The sequence below is a fragment of the Sphingobium amiense genome, from assembly GCF_003967075.1.
Lineage (GTDB): Bacteria > Pseudomonadota > Alphaproteobacteria > Sphingomonadales > Sphingomonadaceae > Sphingobium > Sphingobium amiense.
On sequence record NZ_AP018668.1, the window covers coordinates 26125 to 39623 of the forward strand.

Consider the following 13499-nt stretch of genomic DNA (forward strand, 5'->3'; position numbering starts at 1 on the left):
CTGATCGTGCCCAAGCTTGCTCAACGCCGCATCAGGCCTGGCTTCGTCATCGCGTAGTCCTGCTGGCGCAGAACACATCAAGCTGCCGCTCGGCGCGTCCACCGCAAATTAAAAATGCAACTGCAATGGTGGAATTCCCGCCCCGCCCTATATATGATAATGTCCTTTATCACACACTCAAACACCAACAGACCAAGGACGGAAAATGCGTGCGGTGCATGAGAGTATCGAAGGCCCCTTTGCGATCGGGGAGGACCTGGCCGTCTATGGTCACATCACCCAGGGCGCGACCTTGCGCGAGGGGGTCAAGCTGATCCTGCACGGCACGATCGCCGGCGACCTCATCATCGAGCCGGGATCGCGTGCGATCATCCACGGCACCGTCGCGGGGCGCATCTACAATCATGGCGGCCGGGTCGAAATGTTCGGCATGGCCGATTCCGTCGAGAACCTGTCCCCCGAAGCCGCGACCATTATCGATGCGGCGGCGCATATCCTGCGCGGCCGGCGAGTGGAGCATGTGCGATGAGCGAGGAACAGGACGACGGGGCGTTTGCCGACAATTACGCCGAGCGCAGCCAGGCCAAGGCGCTGCGCGAGCAGGCGCGCGCAGGCGGCCTGCGCTTCGAGGCGTATCTACCCCCGGATATGGCCGACTGGCTGTTGGAGCGGGTCGAGCGGGGTGGTTTTGTCGATCCGTCTGAGGCGGTGTTCGCGATCGTCCAGAACTACATTGAAATGGAGCCGCACCGCGATTTGCGCGACGAGCTACTGTGCCGAATGTTGGAGAGCAGCTTTGAGGACGTGAAGGCTGGCCGCGTCCATGATGCCGAGGAGGTGTTTGACGAGATACTCCGCAAAATCGCCGAGCCGCGCCCCGAGGCGGCGCGGTGGGAGAAGATCCAACGGTGAACCAGCTCGCCCCCCTGCCCTCGCTGGCGTTGCCGGCCCTGGTCGCGGCGGCCGACGAGCGCGCGCGGCTTCGCTTCCTTGAGTTCTTCGCCGTCACCATTCGCAACCCGCATACCCGTCGCGCCTATATGCGCGCGGCGGGCGACTTCCTGGCGTGGGTAGCGCCGCGCGGCGTCGTATCGCTCGCCGGCGTGCAGCCGCTGCACGTCGCGGCCTGGATCGAGGCGCTGGGGGGCGAGCTGGCCCCGCCCAGCGTCAAGCAGCAGCTCGCGGCCGTGCGGAGCCTGTTCGACTGGCTGGTGACGGGCCAGGTGGTGCCGGTGAACCCCGCCGCGTCGGTGCGCGGGCCGGCGCACAGCCAGCGGCGCGGCAAGACGCCGGTGTTGGCCCCCGACGAGGCGCGGGCGCTGCTCGATCGCATCGACGTTGCCACCCATGCCGGCCTGCGCGATCGGGCGTTGATTGGCCTCATGGTCTATAGCTTCGCGCGGGTCGGCGCGGCGCTGGCGATGAAGGTGGAGGACGTGTTCATGCAGAACCGCCGTCTGTGGGTGCGGCTGCACGAAAAGGGCGGCAAGCGCCATGAGATGCCGTGCCACCATAATCTTGAGGAATATCTGTTGGCCTATATCGACGGGTGCGGCTTGCGCGAGGATCGCAAGGGGCCGCTGTTCCGCACGATCGGGCGACGGACCAAGCGACTAAGCGATAGGCCCCTCCCCCAGGCCAATGCGTTCGCGATGGTGCGGCGGCGCGCGGCGGCGGCCGGGATCGGGACCGCGATCGGCAACCATTCGTTCCGCGCGACCGGGATTACCACCTATTTGAAGAACGGCGGTACGTTGGAGACGGCCGCGACGATGGCGAATCACAGCTCGACGCGCACCACCCAGCTCTACGACCGGCGGCCCGATGACGTGACGCTGGACGAGGTGGAGCGGGTGTTGATCTAGGCGGCGAGCGGGGGCGCACAGGCCCAGCGGCCCGCTTCCCAATGGAACCCTATCCGCTGCGCGTTGCCGATCGCGGGCGGCTCGCCCTTGCGCCAGAACCCGAGCATCTTGGCGCGGGCATCCAGATCGACGTCGGCGACGATCGCGCGCGCGGCCTGGATGAACTGCCCATGCCCGAACACATAGACCAGCGATAGCGGCGGCATGGCGGCAAGCCGCGTCAAGGCCGCCTCGCAGCGCCGTAGCAAGGTGCCGAAGCTCTCCGCCCCTTCCCCGTCGCAATAATCAGGATCGGCCTCGCGCCAATAGCGTTCGAGGTGCGGCATCCGCTCGGCGCTGCGCGTGCCGTTCCAGCGCGCCGGTTGCAGATAGGTGAACTCCTCGATCGGCCAGACTTCCACCGGCACGCCGGGAAAGCGCGCGATCGTCGGCGCGGCCGTCTGCCGGGTGCGGGTATAGGGCGAGGTGACGATGAGCGCGGGCGCTTCCGTCCAACTCGCCGCGACCGCGCGCGCCTGTTCGTGACCGCGCTCCGTCAGCTCGATCGTCGCCAGATCGGTGCAGGGCACGCCGGCGTTGCCGGTGCTTTCGCCGTGACGGATGAAAATCGCCCTCACCCGAACCCTCTTCAATTCAGCCGCAAGGCGCGGTCGTGATCCTGACCGGGGCCGATGATGCGATGCACGAACACGGCCCAGTCGGCCCGAAGCTGCGATTTTGGTCATCTTGGAGAACACGTCGGGAACGGGCTGGTTGTTGTTGACGATCGCCCATGCGAGGAACGACGTTCCGCTCCGATAAGGGAGCGGCGTTATGAGCCTTGGCGTTTCGAGTGGGGATCTGATCGGCTCCTGGAGCCTGAGTTTTTCGGACATCGCGTTCGTGACCGGCAAAGCGGAGACGGCACGACTGGGATTGGCGGTTCAGCTTAGATTTTTCGCCGGGCATGGCTTCTTTGTGCCGGATCATGCGTCGATACCCTCCGACGGTGTCTTGTATCTGGCGGAGCAACTTGGTCTCGATGCCAAATCCGTGAACCACTATGATTTTTCCGGGCGCACCGCCCGCCGGCATTGCGCGGAGATTTTGCGGCATCTCGGGTTCCGCCGTATGACGCAGACGGATCGCAGGGCGTTGTCGAGGTGGATTTCCGACGATCTTTGTGCGGGCGGGCAGCCGATCAATGCCATGCTCGAGCATGTTTTCCTGTGGTGCCGCGACCGCCGTATCTATGGGCCGTCGCGCAAGGAGCTGGAACGCCTCGTCCGTTCGCAACGACACCTCTATCTGGAGGCCCTGTTGGCCCGAGTCCGCGATCGGCTTGCGCCGGATGCGGTCGCCTTGCTGGAAGCCTCGCTCGCCGATCCCGATGGCCCGACCGGCTTCAACACGATGAAGGGGGATGCAGGTCAGGCGACGCTCGAAAACATTCTTGGCGTGACCGCCAAACTCGCCTTTATCCAACGGCTTGCTCTTCCCCGAGATTTCCTATCGGTCACGGGCAAGGCATGGGTCGATCAGATCGTTCGCCGGGTTGCCGGCGAGAAAGCCTCGGAGATGCGCCGGCATGTACCGGCGCGCCAGCTCGGGCTCTATGCCGTTTATCTGATGGCGCGGGAAGCTCAGCTTACGGATGCGATGGTCGACCTGCTGATCGAGACGGTCCATAAGATCGGATCGCGCTCGAAACGCAAGGTGGTGGGCGATATCGCGAAAGACATCGAGCGGGTCTATGGCAAGGAGCGACTCCTGGTCGAGATTGCCAGCGCTTCGATCGACGATCCATCCGGGCGCATCTGCGATGTCATTTTCCCAATCGCCGGCAAGGACAAACTGGCGGCGATCATCAAGGAAAGCCAGGCAAAGGGCGCCTTGGATCGGCGGATCTACAAGGTGATGCGGAGGTCATGGGCCAATCATTATCGCCGTATGCTGCCAAGCCTGCTTTCGGCACTGGAGTTCCGGTCGAACAACGCCGTGTGGCGTCCGGTGCTGGCGGCCCTGGACTGGATCAGAAGCAAAGTGGATGATGGATGCCGCTACGTGCCGCCGCACGCAGTGCCGGTCGACGAGGTCATTCCGGCGAGATGGCGCAGTTCCGTCATTGATGAAGAGGGGCGCGTAAACCGGATCAGTTATGAGCTTTGTGTCCTCGCGCAACTGCGCGATCGCATCCGTTCTAAGGAAATCTGGGTTGTCGGGGCGGACCGATACCGCAATCCCGATGACGATCTTCCCAAGGACTTCGATGCGCGGCGAGAAGCATATTACACAGGATTGAACCTGACGGCGGATGCGCGTGCATTTTCAAGCGCCATCCGGGAAGAGCTTGCTCAGGAACTGTTGCTCCTCAATGCCAATATTCCCCGGAACGACAAGGTTCGGCTGCTGTGGCGCGGCGAGAACCGTATATCTCTCACCCCGTTCAAACCCTTGCCCGAACCCAGGGGTCTCGCCTCGATCAAGACCGAGATCGGCCAACGCTGGCCGATGACCGGGCTGCTCGACGTACTGAAGGAGGCTGCCCTTGATACGGGACTTCTCGAAGCGTTCGAAACATCGGCCTCGCGTGTTGCACTGCCGAAAACCGCGCTGGATCAACGTCTCCTGCTATGCCTCTACGGCCTGGGAACGAATGCCGGGCTCAAGCGGATCGCCGGCGCCACCCCCGATGTCAGCTATGAAGAGCTGCTGCATGTCCATCGCCGCTTCGTTCATGCCGCGGCGCTCAAGGAGGCGTGTGCCAGGGTTGCGAATGCGACCCTGGCAATCCGCAATGCTGCAGTCTGGGGGGACGCCGGCACGGCCTGTGCGTCAGATTCCACAAAGTTCGGAGCCTGGGATCGCAACCTGATGACGGAATGGCATGCGCGTTATGGTGGACGGGGCGTCATGATCTACTGGCATGTCGAACGACGCGCGACATGCGTCTATTCCCAGCTCAAGCGCTGCTCTTCCTCCGAGGTCGCCTCCATGATCGAGGGCGTGCTGCGCCATTGCACCGACATGGAAATCCAGCGACAATATGTTGATAGTCATGGCCAAAGCGCGGTTGGCTTTGCATTTTGCCGGCTTCTCGGATTTGAGCTTGCACCCCGCCTGAAAGCGATCGCTCGCCAGAAGCTGGCTCTTCCCGATGTCGGCATGCGAACGCGGCTTCCCCACTTGCAGCCGATCCTCTCCAGTCCGATCAACTGGGATGAGATCGAGCAGCAATATGACGAGATGGTCAAATATGCAGCCGCGATGCAGACAAAAACCGCCGACCCGGAGGCGATCCTGCGCCGGTTTAGCCGCTCCGAGGTGATGCACCCGACCTACAAGGCGTTGAGTGAGCTGGGCCGCGCGGTCAAGACGATCTTCCTGTGCCGGTATCTGCGCGAGGAGTCCTTCCGCCGCGAAATTCATGAAGGCCTGAATGTCGTTGAAAACTGGAACAGTGCCAATGGGTTCGTTTTCTTCGGCAAGGGCGGCGAGATCGCCACTAACCGCATCGATGAGCAGCAGCTCTCGGTCCTGGCGCTACATTTGCTGCAAGCGTCGCTTGTCTATGTGAACACCCGAATGCTTCAGAGCGTGCTGGTGGAACCGAAATGGACGGGCCGGATGACGCCGGATGATTATCGCGGCCTCACACCGCTGATTTACAGCCACGTCAATCCTTATGGCCGCTTCGACCTCGATCTGAATAGCCGGATCGATTTTGGGCGGCTTGCTGCCTGACCGGGGCCTTTCCGCTCGCACCATTTGGGTGCACCCGAACGTGACGATCGGAAGTGACATATACGACATGTCACAAAAGGGTGGTTCCGTCACCAATGTTACTGTACGAGGGCAAAGCCACCCTAATGTGACGGATTTGCCCATGACCCGCGTCGGCTACGCCCGCGTCAGCACCATCGACCAGGATCTCGACATCCAGGTTGCCCGGTTGAAGGCAGCGGGCTGTGAAATCCTCCGCTCCGAAACAGGCTCGGGCGCATCGCGCACTGGACGCACGGAGCTTGAGACGATCATGCAGTTCCTGCGCGCCGATGACGAACTCGTCGTCCTGCGTCTCGATCGGCTCGGTCGCTCCACACGCGATGTTCTCAATCTGGTTCATGAACTCGACCAGAAGGGAGCCTCATTGCGGGTGCTTGAGCCGGAGGTGACGACGGCCGGAAGCATGGGGCGGATGGTGATCACCATTCTGGGCATGGTCGCGGACATGGAACTGACGTTCATCAAGGACCGGCAGCGCGCCGGGATCGAGGCGGCGCGCGCCGAAGGCGTCTACAAAGGCCGGAAGAAAAACATCGATGACGATGAAATCCGACGCCGGATCACCGCCGGCGCGAGCAAGGCCAGCGTCGCGCGCGACCTCAAGATCTCAAGAATGACCGTCTATCGGGCGCTTGACGTCATTCCTTCAAGGATCGGGCTGCCGGAAAAGCCGCCTTCTGTCACCATCGCCCTGCATCTGACCATCGAGAACTTCAACAAGCATGGTCGTGGCAGAAAGCCCGCTCGCGAGCGCATTGAGGCGATGCTGGAGCGGGATTACCAGATGCAAAAGACCGGGAACTGCGATTACACGCTGACCGTCGCCTATGATCAGGGTGCCGATGGCGTCAGCCTCGATGATGAGATCGCATCTCTCCAGACAGAGATGTTCAACATCGCAGAGAGCTACAGGTGCTCGATCGAGACCGATGTTTACGAGATTGGAGGACAAGAGCGAGCCTGGTAGATCGCCATGTTCAATCTTTGTTCTTCAACATGGCCAAAATCGCAGCTTCGGGCCGACTGGGCCAACACGCGATCGGGCTGCACCGAATAGAGGATGCCATAGCCGTTGTAGGAGCGCCGCCTGATTCCATGCTGCTCATAGCGCGGGACCAGCGGAAAGGCGCGTGACATGTCGCCTATGCGCCTTGCGGCATCGCGCAGTTCGTCAACGAACGAGATTGCGCGAGTGGGATTGTCCTTCTCGATATATAATCGGATGCCTTCGAGGTCGCGCCTGGCCCGCGTGGACAGCGTGACCTTCATTGACGCGCTTCACCGCTCGCGGTTTTCTGAATGTCGGCGATGATCGCGTCGCAAACTTCATCGAGATCATGGCCGCCACCGGCCTGCATCTCCTGAAGGCTTTCGTCGATCGAGGCATCGAGTTCCTTCAGCCAGCGCTCTTCATCGACGATCGCGCTTTGATCGCGTCGGATCAGATCGCGCACATAATCGCTGACGCTGGCATATTGGCCGCTGTCGATACGGTTCTGCACATAGTCTCGCAGGGGATCGGGCAGGGAAACATTCATGGTAGCCATCGGCTGATACCTCCAATCGTCCCTATATGGCAAAAATTGCCACGACATTCAACCGCGCCGCTTCCTTCATTTGAATACTATCATATGTATATCATGGCGGTATCGTTATACAGTCATTCCGACACTAAAGAGAAATAGCGGGCGCGTCCCTTCGGGCACGGCTCTATCTCCGCGTTACCGCTCCGACCAAGCCCGCAAGGCCTCTGTGCATTGTAGGGACACGGATTCACGGTAGGCATCGACGTCAGGGGTAGCGAACTATTTGCGCAGGTTCTCGATGCCAAGTTCGCGCCATATCCAAGTGAAGTCGTAGGTGGCCATCGGGTCGTTCGCGTCGAGTTGGCTGCTGCTGCGGTTTTCGAGATGCTTGAGCCACCCGGCTACTCGGTGCCGGCCTGCGGCAGTTTGAACGGCTGCGCGCGGGGTGATGTCGCCGAGCATGCCGACGGGTTCATCGAGCGTCGCGCGGTACTGACGGTCGAGCATGGCATGGATGAGCGGGGTTGCAACCTCTGGCGCAATGGCGGGTGCCGGTTCGGATGATGTCAGCCCCTCGGCCCGCGCCGCCATGGCCTGTTCGACCGTCTCAATCGTGGTCAGCGGCGAGCCGACCAACCCGGCGAGCGCATCGTTGATAAGCGCGGTGCCGCGTTTCGCTCGCTCGGCCGAGGTGACGGCGAGCATCAGGGCGCGGCCTTTCAATTCGACATTGCCGAGCACCGGGGTGCCGTCCGCCATCGTCACACCCCACGCCATGCGCCCGGTGCTTTTCGCTTTTCCGTTCGGTTTCTCGCCCAGCCAGTTCCAAAAGTGCGTGGTTTCCCGCTGAAGCGCAGGGACAGTATCAAGCCGCTCGCCGACCAGCGCCTGGGTCACGCCGCGTGCGAAGGGAAAGCGCACGCGGTGGAACATCACCTCCTCGCCATCAATGTTGTGCAGCGTGGGGATGGGCGCCGGTCCCATGGTCTTGGGAACGACATCGAACAGCCATGCCGTGCTGATGAGGGCCGGAAGTGCAGCCAGATCGTCGGCGTCTAGGTTCAACGCGGTGCGCGGGCTGCGCTTGCCCTTCGAGCGCCGTAGATCGGCGACGAGCGCCTCGGCCGCCTCCATCGTGAACGACAGCACGCCGCCCGACAGGAGGTGCTTGCCTCCGACCTGCACGACGCGGGCACCGATCCTGTCCCATTGCTTCAGCGTCTGCGAGGCGCTGCGCTCGGATACTCGAAGCGGCTCGCCGCCCCGGATCAGGTCGCGCACGAGGAAGCCGCTGCCGGGCTCGACCTCGCTGACCTCGTGGAGGCTCATCACTGACGATCGAAGGGCACGCAGGTAGATTTTGGTCGGGCCGCTCTCATTCCAGCCCCGGCGCCGAATATAGTCATCGACGATGTTCCGGTCGGGTTGGATGGTGCGCGTCAGCAGATCCTCGAACGCGCATCCCCACAACACGCCGGCCCAATGATCGCCGACGATGTCCGCCAGCTCGTCCGCTTCGAAGTCGAACTCCTCCATCGCCAGCCCGAGATGATCGCCGAGCGCCTCGCCCAGATGCTCGCCCCAGGCCGGCGAGGTGGCGAACTTCATGACGCCGGACAGATCGTGACCACGCTTCATGCCTGTTCCCTCTGCTGCTGACTGAATTGCTGGCGGTGCGCGGCGACGATGCGCGAGACGGTGGGTTCACTGACGCCGTAGAGCCGCGCCATCTCGGCACCGGACTTGCGGCCGGACGTGACGGACTCGGCGATTTCGCGGCGCTGCTTGTCGCCGAGCTTGGGCCGACGCCCGCCGATCCGTCCTTCTGCGCGAGCCTGGGCAAGGCCGGCGCTGGTACGCTCGCGGATCATGGCCCGCTCGAACTCGGCGAAGCTTCCCACCATCTGCATCATCATCCGCCCTGCCGCGGTGGTGGTGTCGATCGCCTCGGTCAGTGAGCGGAAGCCCGCGCCTGCCAGCTCGATCCGCTCCATGATGTGCAGCATATCCTTTAGGCTGCGCGACAGCCGGTCAAGCTTCCAGACGACGACGACGTCTCCGTCGCGCAACTGGCCGATCATCTCCAGAAGCTTGGGTCGGTCCCACCGCCCACCGCTGGCGGTCTCCTCGAACACCCGCTTGCAGCCGGCCGCATCGAGCGCGCGCCGCTGCGCGGCGTTCGACTGGTCGTCGCCCTTCGACACGCGGGCATAACCGATCAGATAGGGTTCGCGCGTCATCTGCGTCTCTTTCACAAACGGCCGTATCTGGAGGCGGAAACAGCATGCACCAATTTCCGCAGCCTTGGGTCTTTCACAATCCTCTTTCACTAAGCCAACAAAAGGCAAGAGGTTTTTGGAGGATGAAACATGCCCGCACGTATTCCGATGACCCAGCGGCAGCGCGCCGCGTTGCTTGCTTTGCCCGACAGCGAGGCGGCGGTGGTGCGACATCATGGCCTCGATGCCGAGGACCTTGCTGCGATCGGCTTCGCACGCACTCCGGCGACCCGCTTGAGCTATGCCCTGCAACTCTGCTGCCTGCGCTATCCGGGGCGACATCTGCGCACAGGCGAGCTGTTGCCTGCAATCATGCTCGACCACATCGCCGAACAGGTCGGAGTGGATGCAGGCGTCGTCGCCGACTTCGCGCGGCGAGCGCCGACCCGCTACGATCAGCTTGCCGCCATCAAGGCGCGCTTCGGATTCACCGATCTGAGCCGGCCAGCGCGCGGCATCATGATGACTTGGCTGGAAACCGAAGCCATGGCTATCGTGGACGGGCGCATTTTGCTTGATCGATTGCTGGACGAGCTGCGCACGCGACGCATCGTCATCCCTGGCATCAGCGTCGTTGAGCGGATGGCGGCCGAGGCGATGCTTCGGACGGAAACCGATCTGGTCGCCGCGGTCGATGCTAAACTCGATGCGGATATGCGTCAGCGTCTCGATATGCTGATCGATGAGAAGGTACATGACCGGCAGAGCCGCTTGTCCTGGCTGCGCGAACCAGAGCCCCGCGTCGCGTCAGCCTCGCTTGCCGAAATCCTCGAGAAGGTCGCGATAATCCATAGGACCGGTATTTCCAGCATTCCGGTCGATCCCCTGCACGAGCCCCGCCTGACGCAGTTCGCCCGCGAAGGCGTGCGATATACAGCCCAGGCTTTCCAACAGATGCGCGTCTCCCGCAGGCGGGTCATCCTGCTTGCAACGCTGCGCGAGATGGAGGCCACGCTTACCGACGCGGCGATCGCCATGTTCAGCGCCTTGATGGGACGCGCTCACCTTCGTGCTCGCAAACGCCTGGAGCAGAGGGTCGCGATTTCGGGACGCGAAGGCCGCGATCGGCTGATGCGGATCGCCACTGTGCTGGAAACAGTTAGCCAGGCAGCACGCGCCGGCGGAGATATCGGTGCGGCCCTCAGGGATATCGTGCCTCTCGACATGCTCGATGCTGATGCCGCAATCATCCGTCGTACCGCGGCACCTCACAGGGACGATGTGCTGAGCGAGATCGCAGCCGAATACCGGACCTTCAAGCGAACAGGGCCTCTATTCCTGCAAGCGCTCGATTTCCACGGTCGGGCCGGCACCGCGGCATTGCGCGACGCGATGGCGATCCTGTCGAATCTTGATGGCGACTGGCGCAAGCCCCTCCCTGCCGACGTTCCGCTCGGTCATGTCGAGCGGCGCTGGCACCGCCATGTCGTGGTCGCCGGCAAGATCGACCGGACGCACTGGGAGATGGCGACTTACGGCGCGCTCACCAATGCACTGGCCTCGGGTGATATCTGGGTGCCGAGGTCAAGGCTGCACAGGTCGCTGGACGTGCTGCTCGCGCCGTTATCCGGCGCAGCGCTGCAACCGCCGTTCTCGCTCGGTAATCCACACGCATGGCTCGATCAGCGCGCCGCGCAGCTCGACAGCGCCTTGCGCGACGTCGCCCACAATCTGGCCGGACGCGATGCTGCCCTGTTCGCTGGCGAGCGATTGCGATTTCCCAAGGAACTGAAGGACGATGATGCCAGGCACGACGAAGGACGGCGCCTGACGCTTGCCTGCTACGACATGCTGCCTGCCACGCGTATCACCGACGTGTTGTCGCAAGTCGAACGCTGGACCGGCTTCACCCGGCACTTCGGGCACGTCTCGACCGGGTTGCCGCCTGGCGATGAGCAGGCCTTCCTCGCCACTCTGATTGCCGAAGCGACCAATCTTGGGCTGTCGCGCATGGCCGAGGTATGCGGCGCAGGGTCACGCCGCGCGCTGCTGCGCATGCAGACATGGCACATGCGCGAGGAAACCTTTCGGGCGGCGCTCGCCTGTCTGACCGACGCCATCCACGCCGAGCCGATCGCCGCCTGGTTTGGGCAAGGACACCGGGCTTCCGCGGATGGCCAGGCCTTCTACCTGGGCGGGCCGGGCGAAGCCGGCGGAGCGGTCAACGCCCATTATGGTCGCGACCCAGTGGTCAAGATCTACACCACCATCACCGACCGCTACGCGCCGCTGCACCAGACGGTGATCGCCGGCACGGCAGGAGAAGCCATCCATGCGCTCGATGGGCTCCTCGGCCATGACAGCAACGCCGATCTGACCGCGCTGCACGTCGATGGAGGCGGCGTTTCCGACATCGTATTCGCGACGATGCATCTCCTCGGGCTCGATTTCGAGCCGCGCATTCCTCGCCTGTCCGACCGGCGCCTCTACGCTTTCGAACCCTCGAAGCGCTATGGCAGGCTTGCGCCACTGTTCGGTCACAGGCTCAACCGGGACCTGATCGTCAGCCACTGGCCCGATATTGAACGTGTCATTGGCGCGATCCGTCACCGCACCGTCACGCCATCGTTGATCCTGAAGAAGCTGTCCGCCTACCGCCAGCAGAACAGCCTCGCTGCGGCGCTGCGGGAGATCGGGCGGATCGAGCGCACGCTGTTCACGCTCCGCTGGTTCGAGGATCCGGCTCTGCGCCGTACCGTCACTGCCGAGTTGAACAAGGGCGAGGCCCGCAACAGCCTTGCCCGGGCGGTCGCCTTCCATCGGCTCGGCCGTTTTCGCGACCGTGGCCTGGAGAACCAGCAGACCCGAGCGGCCGCGCTCAACCTCGTCACCGCAGCGATTATCCTGTTCAACTGTCGCTATCTGGGGCGCGCCGTCGACGAAATGCGTCGTCGAGGAAGCCCCATCGATCCAGCTATGCTGTCCCGGCTCTCGCCGTTGGGTTGGGATCGCATCAATCTCACCGGCGATTATGTCTGGTCCGATCACCTCGATCTCGACGCCAACGGCCTCATGCCGCTGCTCATCAAACCGCTACCGTGAATCCGTGTCCTGATAATGCACAGGGGCCCGCAAGCGGTCTTGGCGCATAAGCGTGACGATCCCCGCGCGAGCCAGGGGCAAGGCCCCCTGCCTGTCGTGCCGGCGTGCGCCGGCGTGGATCTTCGCTCAGTGGGGAGAGAGCGTTCCGCCCCCTCTCCCCAGCAACGGCAATAGACGGGCCGTGCCTCGCTGCGCTGCGGCCGCACCACCCCGTCGATTCCCGCTGCCCCCCTCTCCTGCCGGCGTTCTTGGGCGTCCGTGTCCGGCCGATGGCCTGGCCATCGCCGGTCAGGCGATTTGAAGGGAGTAAGAACGATGACGCAGGACAACCGAGAAAGCTGGCTCAATCGCGTGGCGGCGGGCATGGCCCCCTTGTTCGAGGTGCTGGACGCCCCCCTGCCCGCCCGCGTGCGCGTGGCGATCGGCTTCACCAGCGCGGGCCGCAAGGGCAAGGCGATCGGCGAGTGCTGGGATAACCGGCTAAGCGCGGACGGCCATTTTGAAATCTTCATCCGGCCTGATCTCGCCCACGCGCCCGACGCCATGCCAGCGCAGATCGCGGCCATCCTCGCGCATGAGCTGATCCATGCCGCTGTCGGCATCCCGGCAGGGCATGGGAAGGCGTTTAAACGGATCGCGCTTGGGCTTGGCCTTGTCGGGCCGATGCGCGCCACCACCCCCGGCGAGGCGTTCCTATCGGCCATCGCGCCGATCTTGGACGCGGTTGGCCCCCTCCCCCATGCCCGTCTCGACACGGACGGGGAGTCGACCGCGCCGAAGAAGCAGAAAACCCGGATGCTCAAATGCGAGTGCGCGACGTGCGGCTATACGGTGCGGACCGCGCGCAAATGGCTGGAGCTGGCCGGCGCGCCGCTCTGCCCGATCGAGGATCATGGCCGGATGGAGCATGAGCCGCTGGACGATGACGATTCCGAGCCGGAGGAGTAGGCGTCATTTGTATATCAGAGTGATGGACACAGGATGCCGAAGCGATTAACGATAGCTCGCAGAGTGAGGGCGCT

12 protein-coding genes are annotated in these 13499 nt (G+C 63.3%); 7 read left to right on the forward strand and 5 right to left on the reverse strand.

Going from position 1 to position 13499, the window contains the following annotated elements; translation table 11 throughout:
- Positions 1-205: 205 nt before the first annotated feature.
- From SAMIE_RS22925 to SAMIE_RS22935, 3 genes are read left to right on the forward strand one after another with little or no spacing between them, the layout of a single operon-like run.
- Positions 206-529 carry a hypothetical protein gene (locus SAMIE_RS22925; RefSeq protein ID WP_066703206.1) on the forward strand — a complete coding sequence of 108 codons (324 nt, stop codon included), beginning with the start codon at positions 206-208 and terminating at the stop codon, positions 527-529.
- Positions 526-912, forward strand: coding sequence for a CopG family transcriptional regulator (locus SAMIE_RS22930; protein WP_066703209.1), 387 nt, complete (start codon positions 526-528; stop codon positions 910-912). Before SAMIE_RS22925 ends, SAMIE_RS22930 begins: the two co-directional genes overlap by 4 nt.
- Positions 909-1865, forward strand: coding sequence for a tyrosine-type recombinase/integrase (locus SAMIE_RS22935; protein ID WP_066703213.1), 957 nt, complete (start codon positions 909-911; stop codon positions 1863-1865). The genes SAMIE_RS22930 and SAMIE_RS22935 overlap by 4 nt, the downstream gene beginning before the upstream one ends.
- On the opposite strand, the gene SAMIE_RS22940 is transcribed toward SAMIE_RS22935, so the two are convergent.
- Positions 1862-2482, reverse strand: coding sequence for a histidine phosphatase family protein (locus SAMIE_RS22940; protein WP_066703216.1), 621 nt, complete (start codon positions 2480-2482; stop codon positions 1862-1864). The genes SAMIE_RS22935 and SAMIE_RS22940 overlap by 4 nt on opposite strands.
- Before the next feature lie 196 nt (positions 2483-2678).
- On the opposite strand from SAMIE_RS22940, the gene SAMIE_RS22945 reads away from it, so the two are divergent.
- Both SAMIE_RS22945 and SAMIE_RS22950 read left to right on the forward strand, forming a co-directional pair.
- Positions 2679-5588, forward strand: a complete 2910-nt coding sequence (locus SAMIE_RS22945; RefSeq protein ID WP_006961814.1) for a Tn3 family transposase — start codon at positions 2679-2681, stop codon at positions 5586-5588.
- Positions 5589-5730: 142 nt separating this feature from the next.
- Complete coding sequence (locus tag SAMIE_RS22950; protein WP_006961816.1) at positions 5731-6597, forward strand: recombinase family protein; 867 nt, start codon at positions 5731-5733, stop codon at positions 6595-6597.
- On the opposite strand, the gene SAMIE_RS22955 is transcribed toward SAMIE_RS22950, so the two are convergent.
- From SAMIE_RS22955 to SAMIE_RS22970, 4 genes are all read right to left on the reverse strand, one after another.
- On the reverse strand, positions 6564-6899 hold the full coding sequence (locus SAMIE_RS22955) for a type II toxin-antitoxin system RelE/ParE family toxin (protein WP_126516976.1): 336 nt from the start codon (positions 6897-6899) through the stop codon (positions 6564-6566). The genes SAMIE_RS22950 and SAMIE_RS22955 overlap by 34 nt on opposite strands.
- On the reverse strand, positions 6896-7168 hold the full coding sequence (locus SAMIE_RS22960) for a type II toxin-antitoxin system ParD family antitoxin (RefSeq protein ID WP_066703222.1): 273 nt from the start codon (positions 7166-7168) through the stop codon (positions 6896-6898). Before SAMIE_RS22960 ends, SAMIE_RS22955 begins: the two co-directional genes overlap by 4 nt.
- A gap of 267 nt (positions 7169-7435) precedes the next feature.
- Entirely contained in the window at positions 7436-8794 is a 1359-nt protein-coding gene (locus SAMIE_RS22965) for a hypothetical protein (RefSeq protein ID WP_007015766.1), read from the reverse strand.
- A complete protein-coding gene (locus SAMIE_RS22970; RefSeq protein ID WP_026109404.1) occupies positions 8791-9396 on the reverse strand; it encodes a recombinase family protein in 606 nt (201 codons plus the stop codon). Before SAMIE_RS22970 ends, SAMIE_RS22965 begins: the two co-directional genes overlap by 4 nt.
- Positions 9397-9525: 129 nt before the next feature.
- Here SAMIE_RS22970 and SAMIE_RS22975 point away from each other — a divergent pair, with 129 nt between their 5' ends.
- Positions 9526-12477, forward strand: a complete 2952-nt coding sequence (locus SAMIE_RS22975) for a Tn3 family transposase (protein ID WP_228168062.1) — start codon at positions 9526-9528, stop codon at positions 12475-12477.
- Positions 12478-12792: 315 nt separating this feature from the next.
- Positions 12793-13425: a SprT family zinc-dependent metalloprotease gene (locus SAMIE_RS22980; protein WP_066703224.1), complete on the forward strand. Its 633-nt coding sequence runs from the start codon at positions 12793-12795 to the stop codon at positions 13423-13425.
- Positions 13426-13499: the final 74 nt, after the last annotated feature.

Bases quoted from the DNA above. Each gene is read 5' to 3' on its own strand.
- SAMIE_RS22975 (WP_228168062.1), top strand. From the start codon at position 9,526: ATGCCCGCACGTATTCCGATGACCCAGCGGCAGCGCGCCGCGTTGCTT.
- SAMIE_RS22965 (WP_007015766.1), bottom strand. From the start codon at position 8,794: ATGAAGCGTGGTCACGATCTGTCCGGCGTCATGAAGTTCGCCACCTCG.
- SAMIE_RS22960 (WP_066703222.1), bottom strand. From the start codon at position 7,168: ATGAATGTTTCCCTGCCCGATCCCCTGCGAGACTATGTGCAGAACCGT.
- SAMIE_RS22930 (WP_066703209.1), top strand. From the start codon at position 526: ATGAGCGAGGAACAGGACGACGGGGCGTTTGCCGACAATTACGCCGAG.
- SAMIE_RS22980 (WP_066703224.1), top strand. From the start codon at position 12,793: ATGACGCAGGACAACCGAGAAAGCTGGCTCAATCGCGTGGCGGCGGGC.
- SAMIE_RS22925 (WP_066703206.1), top strand. From the start codon at position 206: ATGCGTGCGGTGCATGAGAGTATCGAAGGCCCCTTTGCGATCGGGGAG.
- SAMIE_RS22955 (WP_126516976.1), bottom strand. From the start codon at position 6,899: ATGAAGGTCACGCTGTCCACGCGGGCCAGGCGCGACCTCGAAGGCATC.
- SAMIE_RS22945 (WP_006961814.1), top strand. From the start codon at position 2,679: ATGAGCCTTGGCGTTTCGAGTGGGGATCTGATCGGCTCCTGGAGCCTG.
- SAMIE_RS22970 (WP_026109404.1), bottom strand. From the start codon at position 9,396: ATGACGCGCGAACCCTATCTGATCGGTTATGCCCGCGTGTCGAAGGGC.
- SAMIE_RS22950 (WP_006961816.1), top strand. From the start codon at position 5,731: ATGACCCGCGTCGGCTACGCCCGCGTCAGCACCATCGACCAGGATCTC.